This is a genomic window from Bacillus cereus group sp. RP32 (assembly GCF_040459735.1).
GTDB lineage: Bacteria > Bacillota > Bacilli > Bacillales > Bacillaceae_G > Bacillus_A > Bacillus_A wiedmannii.
Genome location: NZ_JARVHO010000002.1, coordinates 278,289 through 295,827, shown reverse-complemented (window position 1 = coordinate 295,827; position 17,539 = coordinate 278,289). Strand labels below are relative to the sequence as shown.

The following is a 17,539-nucleotide window of genomic DNA, read 5'->3' as shown; positions in this document are numbered from 1 at the left end:
ACAATATGGGAACTGTAATGAAATTATATAGATATACATCGGAAAGTGAGATTACGCCATCAATCCTTATTGAGAGGAATGTACAAATTACAATTGAACCAGGGAAAGTTCTATATGCTCCGCTGGATGTAGGTTGTAACAAATACGATATTCGTACCATTCAAGTTATAAATGATTCAAACGTTGAAGCAATGTTATTTATGTACGATCAAAAAGAGAATGGGAATCAAATCTATAAAAGCTTATCAGAAAAAAGAACATATGATATTTTGGCTATTCCTTGTGAGGATAAAGATCATACAAACAAGGTACATCTTTATATAGAAAATAGGGGCGTAGCAAACTCTACTTTTAATATTTCCATGAAAGCAATACGTTTAAGTTAAGGAGGAATATATAAAATGACCAATAAAATTTGTAAGTTACACAGACTAGAACGAAGAGAAGTCTTTATGAAGATTATTGATGAAATGAAAAAGGCTGGATGGCAGCAATTAAATGCTGCTGCACCATCAAAGGATACCATTTATGTTATGTACTCAAATGGTAACGATGGTATGAAGAACCATTCTATAGAATTACGTCCATTTGATGTCGCCACTGCAAGTAGCAAAGATATTATAGCAGGTACATATAAGGGCTATGATATAAGAAATCCTAGTTGTACTTTTACCGATGCAACCTTTAGATTAATTGAACGATATGATAAAGAGCAAGATGTTACTTTTGGAGGACCTGGTTCGTTCTATCCATTATGTTTTCATCAAGGGAAAACAACTAACTCCACTAATGTTACTTCTATTGGTAAAGTGATTGCTATGGTGGATCTATATTTATACGTTGATAAAGACATTGTTATTTATTGTGTTTATGAAAACGATGATAATCTTCCAGAACGAAAAGGGAAGACTGTAATAGGATTATTTGGTATTCCAGATGAACAATATCAACAAGAACAATTCACACCTATATCTTCTCCTTTTAGTGTATTGGTGAGCACTTGTCCAAAATGGGACCCTTATTCAGCACTGGTGGCTGCTAGGAGTAAATTTATATATGAGGGATTAAAAAATGTTTCTGTTCCTATTTTTATTTGGGATAAGGTATTTTTAAGGGCACCATCTTTAGAAGGGAATATAATATTTACATCATTTTTTATGGGAGATAACGTAGATGGATTAAGAGCAAAATTTGATGGCGTTTACATATATAGGGGTTCAAATTTTGTCACTGGCGATATAGTTGAAATTTCTCAAGATGAAGAAGTGCAGAAATATAAATTATTTAACACCTACTACTCAAATGTATGGAGTTCATTTCCGGAGTTTAACATTGCATTAAGAGTAGAATAAGGCTGGTGATTTTATGACAATAAAAGGCATAGTAATTCAACCAAAAACACTGTATCCAACCGTACAACGTAAACCACAAATACGTAAAGGTTCAAAATTAGGAATAAGTGACATGTATCTTACAGGGGTTAGGAAAACTTCTATACGCAAAGGGGTTATGTTCAACTTCTCCCGAAATGAAAGCAAAACTTCTGAAAAAGAAGTAATGAAGCCACCACGAACTGAACCACTAGAGTATGCGTGGAAGAAAATGAATATGTAAATCTTTTATACAATAGCGTGCCAAAGCAGGCTTTTTTATTTTGCTTTGAAGTGTAAAAAGGGGGGTGAAAGTTTGGAACGGATTCATGAACTTGTAAAAACGTTAAATGTACTGGATGTTATTAATACCACCCAATTTAAAGTTGCTTCTGTAATTAGTGGTGGATTGGGAACTATATTTAATTTTTTATATGGTAAATCTAATTTAATTTGGATTATCATTTTGGTATGGGTAGTTGTATTAGATTGGATAACTGGTAGTAAGGCTTCAAAATTAGATGGTACGTATTCATCACAATATGGAATTGAGGGCATTGCACGAACTGTGGTGCTTTTTTTATTACCTTCTTTAGCGCATTTATTTGATATTGCATTTAAACTACCAGAATTTTTCTTTTTTATGGTAACGGGTGGTTTAGTTTATCATATTTTTAATAGCTTTACAGCCAATTGTGTACGGATTGGCTGGGATAAATGGATTCCTACTTGGTTGTTAGAAAGTGTATCTTCTGAAATTGAAGCGAAAATTAGAAGATCAAAATCTAGAAAAGAAAAAAATTAAATAAAGACAAATATAAAAAATGATAGCAAAAGGAGCAGTCTCAATTGAGGTGCTCTTTTTGTTTATGCAAATATTAAAGGGGAAAATACGAAATGAAAAAATTAATGAAACAATGTAGCGCGTTATTTATCATGTGTATTATTTTATTTTCTTCTTCCGCAAGTGCTTTTGCAGATAGAGAAATGATTATTCCAGATTTACCTAAGCAAGGATACAGATATGGTGTGGGTGCATATGAGGGAGTAGTAGCACATTCCACAGCGACACCAGAAGCACCTGCTATCAATATTAGAAATTATGAAGCTAGAACATGGAGAAATGCATTCGTTCATTATGCAACGGATTGGGATGAAACAATTCAAATCGCTTCTACTAAATATCGTGCATGGGGTGCAGGTCCAGCGGCAAATGCTAGATTTGTACATGTAGAACTTTCTGAGACTAGTGACCCAATTAAATTCAAAAAATCATATGAAAGATATATAAAGTTACTTGCGAAAATTTTAAAAGATAGAAATATCCATCCGAGTGTTGGATTATGGACTCATAAAGATATCACATACAAATTAGGCGGTACAGATCATGAGGATCCACAGGGGTATCTTGCTTCACATGGTGTATCAGAAGCTCAATTCCGTTCTGATGTTTTAAAGGCGTATAATGGTCATTTTGTCACTATGGAAGTAAAACCACAACAACCATCTGAAAGTGTAACGGATGTAACAGGAGTAGCTTATATCGATGGTTTAAATGTAAATCTTCGATCTGGACCATCCACAAACAATGATGTCATTCGTAAGCTACAAAAGGGTGAATCATATAAAGTCTGGGGTAAAGTAGGAAACTGGTTAAATCTTGGAGGGAATCAGTGGGTTTATAACGATTCATCATACATTCGCTATAAAGAAGAATCTTCATCTGTGGAAGGAAAACGTGTAGTCTCTAAAGTGAATGACTTACGATTCTATTCAAAAGCTTCCTGGGCTGATAGAGATGTTGTAGGAACTATCGGTGAAGGTTTAGGGTTCACTATCGTTGATAAAGTATCTGTAAATGGTTCACCACAATATAAAGTGAAGAATAGTAGAGGTAATGTGTTCTATATTACAGCTAGTTCTTATTATGTATATGTGAAGTAGTGAGTAATGGAAAAGAAGGATTTAATAGGAGTATTGAATCCTTCTTTTTAAGATCTAGTTAAAAAGTTCCTGCAGTACGTTCTGTTAAATACTTAGTATCTAAATAACCTAGGTCTTGAACATGTTGATGTAACTTCTGAAGTAAGTGCCCATCTTTACATAAAATACTAATATCAAAACCATCAACTATATTCAATAAAAATTCACAATCACTAGTATTAAAATCTGATGCTGTTCTTATCCATGTTGGGCTGTTCTTTTTCATGTCAGGAAAAGCACACATTGTTAAGAAGACTAAAAAGTATTTTTTGTTTATTAAAGTTTGTTTTAACTTATTTTCAGTTATGGAACGTTCGTCGCCGAGTAATTGTTCAAATGTAAAGTTACCATCAGAGTCTTTTAGGTATATTTCGGCAGTATCTATTTGCCAAATGAAATTGTTAGAATTAAAAAAGTTCTAGTAATTTTAATATGGACAAATTAAAGTTTTCATCTTCTGGAGCGTGAAAATGTATTCCTATATTCATTGAATGCTAGTCTCCCTTTATTTATATTATTTAAGGAAATTGCCGGCTCTTAATCGAGGCGGCTTTTTTTGTTTTAACCAATATTTTCTTGAAAACCCCTTCTAAAAGAACGTTATTATCATATAAGAGTCAAATGTTTTAAGTCTTTTAAGACTAATTCCCTGGTTGCTGTGAAATAGAAAAATAATAGACTATATTCTGAGGGAATCTAGAATATAGTCTATCATTATAGATTTTAAAACATTAATTCAGGGATTTTTAATTGATTTTTAAGTAAGTTCCAAGTCTCATCTAGAATGGGTTTTGGTGGTATGTAAATAATTGTTCCATCTCGACCTCTTGTTAAAATAACTCTATATGCATTGAGTTTAATTTGGAACGGATCTTCGACACCACATTGATAGTGCTGCCCCTTCCAAGCCCCATTCTGTAGATAAAGATCATCATCCCAATGAACGAGCGTCATATCTAGTTCAAGTCCCTGTGTTTGGAATTCAGTTGAGCTGTAGTTGAGGGTTTTACAATAGTATTGAGACCCGGGATAGTTAAAGTATTGAGCGATCTTACTAGGCCTTTCATATCGTTCATCTCGTGGTAGAACAGGGACTTCTTTTTGACGATCGGCGCCACCAGCACAGACGAAACCAACTGTTTTTGTATCATCCTGATAAAGCTGATTTAAAGTGATTTTTGCTTTGTCTAAATCACGCGTAATAAAAAGCTGATAATGTTCCTTTGGTAGGTTATGAATAAGCTGTTTCGTTTGTTCAAAATTAACATCTAATAAAGTATTAATAATTTCATAGTATTTTAAAGCTGCATGAGCACGGAAAGATGAGTTTAAATGTAGCTGAGAATGAGTTCTATAATGTGCTGCATTTGTAAATACAGAATTAGGGTGTTTTGAGTGAACATTAACGTTTTTTCCAGCGATCGCAGTATTCCACAGAGGGAGACCGCCTTCTTCCCCAGAATAGATCTCTTGACCTTCCCCAATTAAGCCAATTGTTACACTCCACGGCTTATTATGTGTCGTAATATTCATTATAATATCCGGTTCACTTAAGTGTTGGGTTTCTCGCTTTCTTCGAGTGAGTGATTGGTCGACTTTTTTTGTATCCCATGCTCGCTGTGCCTCATCAAAAATGATAATTTGTTCTTTTGGAATCATTTTCTTTTCCAGAAAATCCATTTTATATCCATATAGACCTTGTACGAACGTTCTATTTTTCAACGTATCTTGTAATACGTCTACTAATGGCCCGTTACCAGATAAATAAACTGCATTTTTCATTTCATGTGCAATGGTCAGTCCCAAATATGTTTTACCTGCTCCTGGCTCACCAGATACTAAGATTAAGTGATGGGTATTTGTATTTTGTGCTTCCTGAATAATTGTGCGTATAGTTTGTTGTACTTTTGGAAAATTACTGCTTGATATTGCTTTAATGTCAGGGAGTGGTTCATTATGTAAAATTGAACGAGCAGCTTCAAGCATAGAAGGCGAAGGTTCATAGAAACCATTGATTATTTCCTCTAGCGTCAACGTTGGTACTTCTGTTTTATCTAATATTCGTTTAATAATACTTTCCAATCCATCAACTGTTGAAAGGGTTACTTGATAATCTTTTTGGAATTCCCATCGTTCACCTTCATAGTTTGTAAGCAGTAGAACACCTATGACTTGCATGTTAGATTGCTGAATAGCTGAGTGATAATGCTGGAGATCACGCATATAAAGCGATGTTTGAATGTATTCAGAAGGTGAAACGTGATTATAACTTTTACATTCGATGACTATTAGATAACCATTGATTAATAAAAGTATATCTGGACGACGGCCACCTCCGCGTAAAATCTCATATTCAAAAATAAGTGATGCATCTAAATTAGGAAATCGATTAAATAAATCTTGTAGTTTATTGTAACTATTAATCCATGCTCTCTTTTGAGAAGCTATTTTGGGATCATTTGCATTGGTGTTATAAACATGATATTGCAATTGTTTAATGAAAAACTTTAAATCTAATTCTTTAAATTGTTCAATAGTTCCAGCCCAGCCATAGTTCAAAATAAATGCCTCCTTGAGGTGTATTAAGAAATATGTATATCCTTATTATAAGGAATAATATAACTAGTTTGGAATAAGGAAAGAGTTAATCCGTATTTTTCATAAAGTAATGTGTTTCAATATATGATTTAATACATAAGAAATAACTAAAAAATTGCCCATTGAGTGTTAGATGTAGTTTAATACTTAATGGGCAATTAATACTGCTTTTAATAAATTGTAAATAGAGTTATAAATAAATTTGATAGTTTTTTGATAATTAACTTATCCATTTTTTAATTTTATCTAATAAACTATCCTGATAGCGTTCCCTAAATATCACAGTATTTTTTACGTCTTCTTTTTTTAGAATTCTTGTGTAGTTATTGTTAGGGTTATTTTTGTCTATTTTCTTTAAACGTGGGTGACTATAGCCTAAAATTTCAAGTTTATTTAGACTTTTTATTAGATATATTTTTGAATCATCATCTTGTTTAATATAATATGCATCTTTACCTAGTGGATCAGAAAGGTAAGGGATGTATATTTCAAGCACAAGTATCGTACTTACTAAAAGTGAAACTATAATAAAGCCTATAATTTCATTAATATCCGATATATTTAACGATCTATCAGAAAATATATAGAAATATAATATCGTGATTGGTGTTATGAATATTGTGAAAATAATAATATGAAGTATTTGGATAAGTAAAATTTTCTCTTGATTGAAAAAAAGCTTTTCTATACTAGAAGCCTTAAGTATTGTGCATGTTTTTAATAATAGTAGGCCTGCAGCAACGTAATATGTAATATTTAAAGTTTGAAAAATGTTTGTTAAGTCCATGTGATGATATTAACTCCTGTTTCATATAATTTATTACGTATTACTTATAGTACACTAGTTATTATAAGTAATATGAAAGTACAAATTAGCGGGTTTATTAATTTTTTTAAAGAAATCTTCCTTTACATAGTTTAAATTTTATAGAGTAAAAACTACGGAAAATGAATAAAACAATTAAAATGAATTGTCTTTTGAAGGGATGTATATGGAGCTATATTGCTTCTTCTTTAATCTATTAATAAAATATCTAGTTGAATAGATATTTTATTTTTCCGCTGTACAACAATATTATATCATATTACGATGTTATGATAATATTATATAGGAGTGAAAATCTAGTTTTTATTATAGATACTCAACAAAAAATATCGATTATCCTGTTTCTTGGATTAGTGGATAATTGAAGGGTGCAATTTTTATTTGTAATAGAGTAAGGTCAATATTAATACTTAAGCAATTATATTGGGTAAGACAAAATAAAGTGATGAAAAAAAGGAAGTATTTTTCTAAGCATCCCCGCTTGGATGTACAAAAGGCTAGCTTATTTTCTCTCCACCTCTTTAAAGTAAATGAAGAAACTGGTTCAAGAGATTAAGAATGGATGAGAGCCTTCAGTATTACTAGATACTATTTTCAGTGTAGATCATTTCTTAATTTAGATAGTCTTCCTATTCTTCGTAGTTTGCCCCCAGTAAATTTATCTGGAAGCTTTCCAATTCTTCATTAGCGTCTATTAAATTAGAGTTATTTTCCAGATTAGATTATCATATCTCTTTTATTTCTAAGATAAAGTTCATTATAATTAGCCTTTTTTAAAAGTAAATTAGTTTCATTTAAATTTAACCCTAAACTCAATGCTAATTGGATAATGATGTTCCTACTTGGATGACTATCTCCTTTTATTATCTTATAAAAATAAGATTTGCTAATTAATGCGGCTTCATATAACTCTTTACGAGGGATGTTCCATTTTTTGTTGATTTATTAATATAATCACCTATTAAATTTTGATCTTCCTTTTTTGAAAATGAAAAGTTATTTATGAGTTTTTTCATAAATAATTTATTTTTCAAATTGGCAAGAATAATGGGGTAACTAACAATGGTACGACTAGTAATAATGCATGAACCCGTATGTTCTATTTCAAGCGACACTTCATAAACTATATTTTTTTAGATTTTTCCATGAGTCTCCTCCTAGTAGACCAATTCTTTATACAAGTATTATATAATTTAACCAATAAGAGAAAAAGGGAGAGAAGCAAAATGTTTAATTTAATGCTAAAGAAATAAAGGATAATCCTTACAAAATGATTTGTGAGACTGGTGGTTTAGTTGTTTAAGGTGTATTAATGTATCTGGGAAGCGAGCGATGGAAAACGATTGAATGGATTTAAAGAATTTATAAATAATTTGAATGACTAATCTTAAAAGGGTAGCAGTGTGCTACTATTTTGTTAGATATCACTTTTAGGGGTAACATGGGAAGAGGTTCTGGTTAAGGGGCTTCGTATTGTTATGGACAGAAAGAAATGTTTAAAGAACCCAACAGGCTTTCATCTTGAAGGGTAAAGTTGTAAAGAAAGCAAAATATCAAATTAGAATGGTGAAAGAACACTTTGAGAAACTATATAGGGAAGATAATCATTGTTACGATTACCATGCTGTATGGAGGGAAAGGAAGAAAATCAAAAGAAAAAAGTTATTCGTGACTTCTGTAATACATTAAATTATTTTGTTATATAGAATCGGCATTTAAAGGGAGAATGAATGAAAGCACTAGTAGTATAAGCAGTAACGTATTCTGTACAAAAGTTAAGAGAGGGTTAAATACTTGTGGGTAGCTACATTAAGTGGCTACCCTTTACAGGTTGAATTTATTACTATTATATCGAAAAGATGGAAGTTCAGATCAATCTGAAATAGATGTGTTTAAGTTATCATAACGTACAATGCCGGCAATTTAAGTTCCATTTTTACGCTAATATCGGTATTTCAGATACCACAGAAAAAATACAGTTAGTCTTACAGTACCAAGCAATGTAGCTATTTTATAGTAGAAATTATATTTTAATCTTGAACGTAATAATCTTCACCTAAAAAGCCTAACTGTTCATCGGTTCGGTCTGCACCAAAGCTTATCAGCTTTGGTGGCAGTCAATTAAATAATATATATTAGTGTGAATCCTGCCTATCTAGGTAGGGTTCAACTGAGCGCTAGCGAGGCTTATGACCTTTTTACGAATTAAACGTAATATACGTATAGCTGATCAGTACTATCACGTTCTATTGAATGGTTAGTCGATTATACTTTTTGGTTAGCTCAATAACGAAAAATTTGTCATTTTCGAATGAGACAAATAATTATTTAGTTTATAAACAATAAAAAGTTTGATACAGTCCGTCAGAAAACGTCACTTTGCAAAATATCCAGGGGTATTATTCAATTGTTAATTTACCTTTGGAAATCTAGGTGTACCAAGCGTTCTGCTGATCATGTGAAATTAGTTGTAAATGAAAAAAACTTAACGGTATGACATTGATCATAAAGCGGATGCTGACGCTAAAAAACTCCCTGCCGTAATTAATATAGAACAGTAACCGTGTCACTAATGTCATGTAACTTTGTGATACATATAACTTGGTGAGAAAAATAAGAAAAATTATCCAAAATATGATAATATAATGATAAAAATTATAATGTTTGTGAGGGATTCAGTTGTTAGAACCGTTATTTCAAGAATATCATGGGATGTATAATTCATACTATAATAGAATTCAGAGTCAAGTTGAGGAAATAATGGAAGGGAATAATTACCAGAAGAAAAGTCATGCATTTGCTCATTGGTATCTTTATTATATTGAAGGTATCAGCTCGTCTGTAATTGGAGAATCTATTACAGACGGGCATAATGATTGGGGAGTGGATGCTATTATTATTGATTATGATAATGAAGTAGTGAATCTATACCAATTTAAATTTCCAGATAAAGAAGAAAATATACTAAAGAAGATTTCACAAGAAGATGTTGCAAGCTTTTTAAGAGGATATAACATTTGTTCCAGTGGAAATATACCTGAAAATGCAAATGAGGATTTAAGATCAAAAGTTGAGGAAATTTTGGATAGTAATATTTTTAGTTTCAAACTTACTTTTGTGTCGTATACTGATTCACTTAGTGAAACAGCAGAATACACATTAAAAGCTGAGATAGAAAAAATTAAAGGAACTGGCAATGATATAGAATGGAATTTACTAGATAAAATCCGTCTTACAGATATATTGTATGAGAAAAGTAAGATGAAAAACGAATATACTGTTGAACTAAAGCAGTATGGGTCTAGTACAGGAATTATGTTAGATGAAGATTCCAATTCATATACTATTCATGCATCTTTGACAGAACTTGCTGAGCTGTGTGAAAAACACCAGGATATAATTTTTGATGAAAATGTTAGATTATTTCATGGGGTAGAGAATAAATTTAATAAGGGAATAATTGAAACAGCATCTAGTAAAGATGTAATGCATTTTCATCTTTATAATAATGGAATAGTAATTGTATCACCAAAGGTAAAATATGCAGATCCTAGAAAAATACTTAAAATAGATAATCCTATGGTAGTTAATGGATGTCAAACTATGAATAGTTTATTGGAAGCAAAGAATCAAGGGAGTTTAAAAGAAGGGTTTGTTCAAGTTACGGTAATAGAAATAAAAGATCCTGTCGTAAAACAAAATATTTCTATTTATTTAAATTCTCAAACGGAAATAAAAGATAGCTATCTAATTTCCAATTTCCCTATCATAAGATCATTGGAAGAAGATCTAAAAGAATTAGGATATATTTTTGAAAGACAAGCTAATAAATTGGCATTGTTAAAAAATCAACTAAGTAGAAAAGAAAAAACTGAAATTTTAGGCGTGAACAACAGTAAGTCAATAGAGTTAGATCTTGCGATACAGCTACAAGCAAGTTTTTATGAAAATCTTGCTCCTGTAGCTAAATTAAATAAAGCAAAATTGTTTGAGAAGAAGAATTTAGCAGTTATTCTTAAAAATATTACAGCGGAAAGAGTGGCTTTTGTTTTTGAATTATATAATCGAATAATGGATAAGATTAGTGATTATAGAAGCTATAAACGTAATAAAAAACGTACGGATATCCTGGTTTACTTAGAAATAGGCAGTGATGATATAAATGATTATTCCTTCTTAAATACTGGTGACTTCTTCTTAATTTCACTATGTTCATTAATTAGTCAGAAGAGGTATGGAAGTTTACCACCAATAAATCAGAAAGTAAAAACGAATTTTAAGGAATGGTCTGAAAGAGTAAGTGATGAATTTGACGATATTTTTAAGGAAAGTGTAAAAATAATGTATGATGCAATTAAAGCAGATGCTAGTGGAAAACAAGTTGCAACCTTGACAAAAAGTAGAGATTTTCACAAGAAATTAGTTCAAGAAGTAAATAACAAATATTAAAAAGAATTTATTGAAGAGTCCTCTTATTGGAAGCCTTCTTATTATAGATTAGATGCTATTTATAGAAAATAATCATAATAGATATTAAATATAGCAATCTTCCAATTGTAATCCAATTGGAAGATTGCTATATTTTGTTTAGTTGTCAGTAAAATTTATTCTGGTATACAATATGGTAATTTAAACTAAAATCAAATACACAAAATAATTTTTTATGAAAACTGAATATTCTGTGTTGAGGAGAGAGATAAATTGTAAATATTGCATTAGAAAGTTTTTAGAAGTTTTTTCAAGTTTGGTTTACGTTTTGAAATGTTCTATATACAATAGCAGTGTAAGTTGAATAACTAACAAAAATTTGCAATTTTGAGTGTGGTTGAAATGAAAACACAACTTCTGGTACTGGTTCTAAAAAAAGCCAAACGCTAATGGTGTTCGAATAAAAGATAGGTCTGAAGGGGTTATTGCTGATTGTTCACATTGTTCTTTAAAAACTGAGCAAGAGCACCAACGTATACTAGCAATACTTGAATCAAAAAAATTTATACCAAAGTGAACAAGGACAAACGTACAAGTTCTTTCAAAGTTGATATACTGTGGTAAATGTAAAAGGGTAATGGAGTTTACTGGAAAGTCGAGTGGCAAGAGATACGTAAAAACCTGTTTGACAACAGATTGTTTTGGAAATCGTTGCCGCAGTAGGAGCCTTAATATTGAAGTGATTTATGCTCAATTATTTCTGGATTTAGAGCAATATGTACAACAATTAATTAATCATGAACCAAAAGGAAAGCGGGGAGCTAGTTCAACACTTCAACTAGCAATGCATAATAAATATGAAGAGTTAGAGCGATTAGAGAAGGGAATTGAGCGTATTAAAGATTTGTCCATTGATGAAATGATTGATAAGTAGTAAATGAAGAACCGGATTGAAAAATAACAACAATTAGTGCAAACCAAGAAAGAGGAAATTCGGTCTATTGAACAATCATTTGCAGTTATAGAGAATGTAAGAACAGATGATGACCGATTACATGTAATTAGGGAATTTAAGAAGGCATGGAAAACGGAAAGTATTAGTAAAAAAAGAACTGAATATTCTTGTCAAACAATTGATTGATAGGATTGACTATATTCGTGAAGGAAACAATGTACAAATTAATATTAAATTTATATAAAACATCCGTACTTAATAGCTAGGGTGTTTTTTTATATATGTTATGATTAAAAAATATAAATTATATAGTTAAGTTTAGTTAGGAGGATTGTCTATGGATTGGAAAGGTTATCAAGAGGAAGTTGCTAAATTGTTTCGGTCCTTAGGTTGTAAGGCAGAAATAGAAAAATCTATCAAAGGAGCGAGGGCCGAACATGAAGTTGATGTTTGGGTAAATTTTAAAAAATATGGACTAGATAACAACTGGATTGTAGAGTGCAAATTTTGGAATAGTCGTGTTCCAAAAGAGAAGGTTCAAGCACTTAAATCTATTGTTGAAGATATAGGAGCAGATAAGGGAATAATTATTACTGAGGTAGGATTTCAAAGTGGGGCAATTGCTTCTTCAGGCTATACGAATATCGAGTTAATGACCTTCGAGCAATTTAGCGAAAGTGTTCAACAAGAGATTGAAGAGAATTTTATCAAAAGATTTGAGGAAAAGGCTGAGAATCTTCTTTTGAGAACACATGATTTTATGACTACAAAAGTAGTGAGCCAAAATCGAGTAGAAAGCTTCCCGAAACTAGGTGTTCCCTCGGATTTTTTTGAAAATATTGGGGATTTGACATTAATAGAGAGAGGGCTTAAATCTGCGAAGCGGAACGAATTTCCTGCTGCTATCTCTTTTGACAGAGCCAAGAGTGAAGTTGTGGTTGCAAAAGATATGGAAGAATTATTACAGATGACGGGTAAGATAATAGACGAATTGGAACACGTAATTATCGAAACAGAGCAAAGAATTAACGAGCAGGCACAAACAACAGGGAATAGAGAGTTAAATGAAAAGATTGAAAATGATAGAATATAGATATTTATAAAGAGTTTTACCCTATACCCATATGGTATAGGCTTTTTTGTTTTGGAGGGAATAATAAATATGTGTTAAGAGCTAGGATAGTCCTAATATAAAATACAATTAGTTTGTATATAAAAAGGATACGTATTTGTAAAACATAAAGATCTTATTAACACCTTGTCAAAGGGAAACCCCACATATTAAAAAGAAGAATATGAAAGTGAATCAGTATTCTTGTTTATCAGCTATTTTTAGCTTCGAACTAATATAATAAAAATAGAAGTTTCTCGAGATTACCTTTCAATAAAGGAACGTTTGTGAACAAACAGAATGAGCAACGAAATCATTGATCGTCCATAAACCGTTCGGAACGTGTACGCCGAACGGTTGAAAATAGATGTAAAACAAGTACATACCGCATAGCGACGGGTGTTAAGCCACCAAAAGACCGCATCCGCCACCCCAGCACAAGAGCGGCGCACCGCCGCAGAAACACTACGTCTAATGATGGATGAACATGGATGGATAATTCCGAACTATGGGTGCCAAGTAGTCGGTTAAAGCTCTCTTGGTCACCTCTATTCCGTAATAGCGACCAGTTCGAAATACCAATTCCATTTTGAAAAATCTTTTCGATTCGGAAATCTTAGAGGTATCAATTATAAATACTGCCTAAGGAAAGAATAGTCAGCTAACAGCTGTATCCCGAATTGTTTCTTTTATTTGGTCAATACACCAATCGACGCGATTATTTTTATCCTGTTCTCATAGCACAAAGGTTTTATATCCTTCATTAATTAGGCCATTTATATTAAAATAGTCGTTTTTTACTCTTATCTGTTGTTTCTCATTTAGCTCACTAGGGTCATACACCTCTGGGGTAGTATGCTAATAATTACCGTGAGACTCTATCACTAAATTATAATCGGGGAGATAGAAATCAGTAATACAATATAATATGTTTTCTTGTATTGGCTCTCTAACAGGATGATTTTAATTGTCTAGTATAGTGTAATTTAATTTCCTTGAATATGGAAATTTATAAATTTCAGAAATATATAAGTGATGTAATGTTATTTGGAGTAAAAAATATCTATATATTCTTTTTTTTGTGGTAAAATTTTGCTATTAACTAGTAAGGGTGTGGAAATATGGAAATTAATAGAGGAGATATATTTTTAGCAGACTTATCACCAGTAGTAGATAGTGAACACGGTGGAGTACGTCCAGTGATGGTAATACAAAATGATATAGGAAATCGATTTTCCGCAACTGTAATAGTAGCAGCAATAACAGCACGAATTAGGGAAGCTAAACTGCCAACTCATGTAAAATTGGATGCAAGAAAGTTTAACTTTCAAAGGGACTCAATTGTTCTCCTTGAGCAAATACGTACAATTGATAAAATGCGGTTAAGCCAAAAAATAAGTAGTGCTTCAAACGATCCAGAAATAATGGAACAGATTACAAAGGCTTACATGCTATCTGGAGGAGCAATTCCCCTTTCAGAAGAATCTATTGAATCAACTGAGAAAAGTTACATGTATATTATTAATAATGAACTTAATATACTCGAAGATGATGAATATGAATTTAAAGAAATAAGGGGTGGAAATCCAAAAGGATCCATAAATAGTAATGTTGCCGAATATGCTACGGCTTTCTTAAATAGTCAAGGCGGGCGGATATTTTACGGAATAACGGATGATAGTAAAGTCAAAGGGTTTAAAGCAAATGGTCAACAAATAGATGAGATTCAACGAGTAGTTTACGATTCACTTCGAACTATTGAACCGACTCTTTCTGCAGATCATTATACACTTGAATTTCATCAAGTATATGATACAAATTTGGAACCTACCACAGATTTATATGTGTTGGAAGTAGTTGTTCCACCTAGCAGAGATAAGAAAGCAATATACTTTAATAAGGGAAAAGAACTCCATATAAGAGTAAGAGGAGTAAAGCAAGTTTTAAAGGGTACTGAAATAGTATCTTTTATACAAAAAAAGTTGTTAGAGTAATAGATTATATATAGTATTTAAATAACTTATTATTAATGTCCTGGTGATAGATGTGGTCATAAAAGCTTTAGTACAATGACATATTCTGAGATTAGTTTCGGCCATGTTGTGTATCAGGACTGGGGCTAGAGCATTCAGATTTTTACTAGAGAAAAAAGATCATCCAGCTAACCTTTATTTAACATGTCAGAATTGTAATTCAAGTTTAGGGGCAAGTTTTCCAGAAAAAAAGTTGGTTGAAAAAATATTAAAAAATGGGACAATTGATGATTGTCTTAGAAGACATGAAAGTAGTAAAAGAAGTAAAAGAAGTGTAACTCCATAAAATATTATTAACACCAATTAGTAGTAAAGATCGTTATAAATTCTATATAGTGTAATATATTCCAGGGAAAGGAACTAGTAATAGTGCCTTTACGTATTTCCATATACACTGCGGACACATAGAGTGTTGTTCATTACTTGTAAGAAAAAATTAAAAAGATATATTACAATGAGTCAAAAGTTCTTATCGGCATACCGATAAGAACTTTTTTTCGTAACGTAATCCCTTCCCTATCGATTCTACCTCCTAATTATTTCCCATAAGGTAATTGTAACATGCTTTTCTATATGTCCATCCTATATGTTTAAGAGCTAATAATATTACAAATGGCTCTATATCAGACTTTAACAGCATGCGGATTAGCTATACAAATGGTTAAATATATGTGATGAGATGTACAAACTATCTGACAAAAGAAGTCGGTCACAGTCATCCTTTTTAATGATAAGACAAATTTCAGAAATTATTTTTTGGAATTTGTTAAGATTTTTCAGTAGAATATACATGTAATGGTTAATATTAGGGGTGACTAATGTCTAAAGAGAAAGAATGTACCTGTAAAGAGTATTGGAGTAATTATAAAAAGGAAAGTGATGCCCTAAAAGATGCAACATATATGTTCGAATTTTATGGTTATATGGTTATTGTGGTAGAATGTCAAGAAAATCCTAGGTATAGAATATATGGAAAACCTGAGGAATGTAACAAACATAGACTATCGCCAGTTGTAGGTTCATCTTCTGAGGGGAAAGTAATTTTAAAGTTATCAAAATAAGAGACAGAAACATTATTAGGAAGATGCATCCCCACACCATTTCTGAATGTATTAAGCTAAGTAATAAATAGCAGGAGTAGTATTATGGGGGTGCTCTGCCTGTGTTTCTTGAATGTTTGACTCTTTCAGCATACCGCAGTATCCGTGTTTATATTCTTAATTTCTTATAGAGGACTGTCAAGACGTCATCTAGCATCAAGATCAAATTTTTTCTATATTAGAGAATTCTATCTCTTTTTAAAAGCTTATTTGAGAGTAAATGTGATATTTCAGGGAGAGTATACAAGGTGTGCTCAATACGTATAGTTATGTTTTTTACTGATATAAAGAGCTATAGATTTATTGTTAATTTCTGATGGGATTTTGTTATTAATCCATAAATGAAAATTTAAAATGATATTTTAAATTAATTGGAGTTATCTTTTTCTTCTGTTGAAAAAGAAGGTTCTCTTAATTTGCTTAAACTTTTTTCAAATTTTTTAAAGTCTTTATGAAGATAATTAGGTTTACGAATTTTTTGGTCAAAGAAATTATTATTCTCTAATTTGATTTTTTCTTGTTCAAAATGAACAAGTACTTTCCTAATGGTAACAAATTGATTATAAGCATTCATTAACCAAGCAAAATAAACTAATATAATCACTAAAACTGTTATGCTAAAGGAGTTTAAGTTGATTAAAGTTCCTTTTTCAAACAAATTGCCTATAAATAGAATAAGAATGGGGATTGGAGAAAATGACTTTAATATATCCACCTTCAATTTCAATGAATCTATTTGGCCATTTAAATTTGCAATACTCCATTCAATGCGAGCCTGTGGATTTTCATATTTATTTTTGCTATTCTCTAAAACATCTAGCAGTCTATGAAATTTATAACGCTTATTGAAATTTCTAGATATGATCAAAATAAAAATGATAGTTAGAGTTTCTGAAGGAATTGGTTTTAACATAGAGTATATTGCTGTAAAAAGATTAATAGAATATATGTCTTTGATAACGTTATATACAATGAAAGTGATTAACCCTAACATGAAAGCTTCAATCAACATTTTTTCTAGAATCACTCTAATTGTAATCCATTTGTATTTGGTGTCTTTGTTCAATAAAATCACCTCTTTTATATATTTTATATAGAGTTTTATTTTAACATAACAGGTGGTAATGTTGGATGT

General features: G+C 31.4%; 13 protein-coding genes and 3 pseudogenes. 12 read left to right on the top strand and 4 right to left on the bottom strand.

Annotation, left to right across the window (positions count from 1 at the left end; translation table 11 throughout):
- Window positions 1-5 precede the first annotated feature (5 nt).
- The 5 genes from QCI46_RS28790 (at window position 6) to QCI46_RS28770 (ending at window position 3,314) form a co-directional block, all read left to right on the top strand.
- Window positions 6-386 (top strand): DUF1998 domain-containing protein, encoded by a 381-nt coding sequence (locus QCI46_RS28790; RefSeq protein ID WP_098230556.1) that lies wholly within the window; start codon window positions 6-8, stop codon window positions 384-386.
- Window positions 387-401: 15 nt separating this feature from the next.
- A complete protein-coding gene (locus QCI46_RS28785; protein WP_353842072.1) occupies window positions 402-1,352 on the top strand; it encodes a hypothetical protein in 951 nt (316 codons plus the stop codon).
- 13 nt (window positions 1,353-1,365) lie between these two features.
- Window positions 1,366-1,614 (top strand): hypothetical protein, encoded by a 249-nt coding sequence (locus QCI46_RS28780; RefSeq protein ID WP_353842071.1) that lies wholly within the window; start codon window positions 1,366-1,368, stop codon window positions 1,612-1,614.
- 72 nt (window positions 1,615-1,686) lie between these two features.
- A complete protein-coding gene (locus QCI46_RS28775) occupies window positions 1,687-2,175 on the top strand; it encodes a phage holin family protein (RefSeq protein ID WP_309260422.1) in 489 nt (162 codons plus the stop codon).
- Window positions 2,176-2,267: 92 nt separating this feature from the next.
- Window positions 2,268-3,314 carry an N-acetylmuramoyl-L-alanine amidase gene (locus QCI46_RS28770; RefSeq protein WP_353842070.1) on the top strand — a complete coding sequence of 349 codons (1,047 nt, stop codon included), beginning with the start codon at window positions 2,268-2,270 and terminating at the stop codon, window positions 3,312-3,314.
- 58 nt (window positions 3,315-3,372) lie between these two features.
- Here QCI46_RS28770 and QCI46_RS28765 read toward each other — a convergent pair.
- The 3 genes and pseudogenes from QCI46_RS28765 to QCI46_RS28755 all read right to left on the bottom strand — a co-directional run bounded on the left by QCI46_RS28765 (window position 3,373) and on the right by QCI46_RS28755 (window position 6,738).
- A pseudogene (locus QCI46_RS28765) lies at window positions 3,373-3,841 on the bottom strand (DUF2691 family protein).
- A 235-nt stretch (window positions 3,842-4,076) separates the two neighbouring features.
- Window positions 4,077-5,912, bottom strand: coding sequence for a DNA/RNA helicase domain-containing protein (locus QCI46_RS28760; RefSeq protein ID WP_353842069.1), 1,836 nt, complete (start codon window positions 5,910-5,912; stop codon window positions 4,077-4,079).
- Between the two features lie 259 nt (window positions 5,913-6,171).
- Window positions 6,172-6,738 (bottom strand): hypothetical protein, encoded by a 567-nt coding sequence (locus tag QCI46_RS28755; protein ID WP_098255230.1) that lies wholly within the window; start codon window positions 6,736-6,738, stop codon window positions 6,172-6,174.
- Window positions 6,739-9,456: 2,718 nt separating this feature from the next.
- Here QCI46_RS28755 and QCI46_RS28750 point away from each other — a divergent pair.
- From QCI46_RS28750 to QCI46_RS28720, 7 genes and pseudogenes are all read left to right on the top strand, one after another.
- Window positions 9,457-11,226 (top strand): AIPR family protein, encoded by a 1,770-nt coding sequence (locus QCI46_RS28750; RefSeq protein ID WP_353842068.1) that lies wholly within the window; start codon window positions 9,457-9,459, stop codon window positions 11,224-11,226.
- 616 nt (window positions 11,227-11,842) lie between these two features.
- Window positions 11,843-11,902, top strand: a pseudogene (locus QCI46_RS28745) (hypothetical protein); the annotation flags it as partial.
- Window positions 11,903-11,944: 42 nt separating this feature from the next.
- Window positions 11,945-12,139 carry a hypothetical protein gene (locus QCI46_RS28740; RefSeq protein ID WP_353842128.1) on the top strand — a complete coding sequence of 65 codons (195 nt, stop codon included), beginning with the start codon at window positions 11,945-11,947 and terminating at the stop codon, window positions 12,137-12,139.
- Window positions 12,140-12,497: 358 nt separating this feature from the next.
- Window positions 12,498-13,253, top strand: coding sequence for a restriction endonuclease (locus QCI46_RS28735; RefSeq protein WP_353842067.1), 756 nt, complete (start codon window positions 12,498-12,500; stop codon window positions 13,251-13,253).
- Between the two features lie 1,139 nt (window positions 13,254-14,392).
- Window positions 14,393-14,740 (top strand): annotated as a pseudogene (locus QCI46_RS28730) (type II toxin-antitoxin system PemK/MazF family toxin); the annotation flags it as partial.
- Complete coding sequence (locus QCI46_RS28725; protein ID WP_353842124.1) at window positions 14,720-15,265, top strand: ATP-binding protein; 546 nt, start codon at window positions 14,720-14,722, stop codon at window positions 15,263-15,265. The pseudogene QCI46_RS28730 and the gene QCI46_RS28725, both read left to right, overlap by 21 nt.
- An 857-nt stretch (window positions 15,266-16,122) precedes the next feature.
- On the top strand, window positions 16,123-16,365 hold the full coding sequence (locus tag QCI46_RS28720; protein ID WP_353842066.1) for a hypothetical protein: 243 nt from the start codon (window positions 16,123-16,125) through the stop codon (window positions 16,363-16,365).
- Window positions 16,366-16,771: 406 nt separating this feature from the next.
- On the opposite strand, the gene QCI46_RS28715 is transcribed toward QCI46_RS28720, so the two are convergent.
- Window positions 16,772-17,470, bottom strand: coding sequence for a hypothetical protein (locus QCI46_RS28715; protein ID WP_353842065.1), 699 nt, complete (start codon window positions 17,468-17,470; stop codon window positions 16,772-16,774).
- Window positions 17,471-17,539: the final 69 nt, after the last annotated feature.

What these genes read in the sequence shown, in the direction of transcription:
- QCI46_RS28780 (WP_353842071.1), top strand. Translation starts at nt 1,366, where the DNA reads ATGACAATAAAAGGCATAGTAATTCAACCAAAAACACTGTATCCAACC.
- QCI46_RS28725 (WP_353842124.1), top strand. Translation starts at nt 14,720, where the DNA reads ATGCTATCTGGAGGAGCAATTCCCCTTTCAGAAGAATCTATTGAATCA.
- QCI46_RS28755 (WP_098255230.1), bottom strand. Translation starts at nt 6,738, where the DNA reads ATGGACTTAACAAACATTTTTCAAACTTTAAATATTACATATTACGTT.
- QCI46_RS28770 (WP_353842070.1), top strand. Translation starts at nt 2,268, where the DNA reads ATGAAAAAATTAATGAAACAATGTAGCGCGTTATTTATCATGTGTATT.
- QCI46_RS28735 (WP_353842067.1), top strand. Translation starts at nt 12,498, where the DNA reads ATGGATTGGAAAGGTTATCAAGAGGAAGTTGCTAAATTGTTTCGGTCC.
- QCI46_RS28790 (WP_098230556.1), top strand. Translation starts at nt 6, where the DNA reads ATGGGAACTGTAATGAAATTATATAGATATACATCGGAAAGTGAGATT.
- QCI46_RS28785 (WP_353842072.1), top strand. Translation starts at nt 402, where the DNA reads ATGACCAATAAAATTTGTAAGTTACACAGACTAGAACGAAGAGAAGTC.
- QCI46_RS28720 (WP_353842066.1), top strand. Translation starts at nt 16,123, where the DNA reads ATGTCTAAAGAGAAAGAATGTACCTGTAAAGAGTATTGGAGTAATTAT.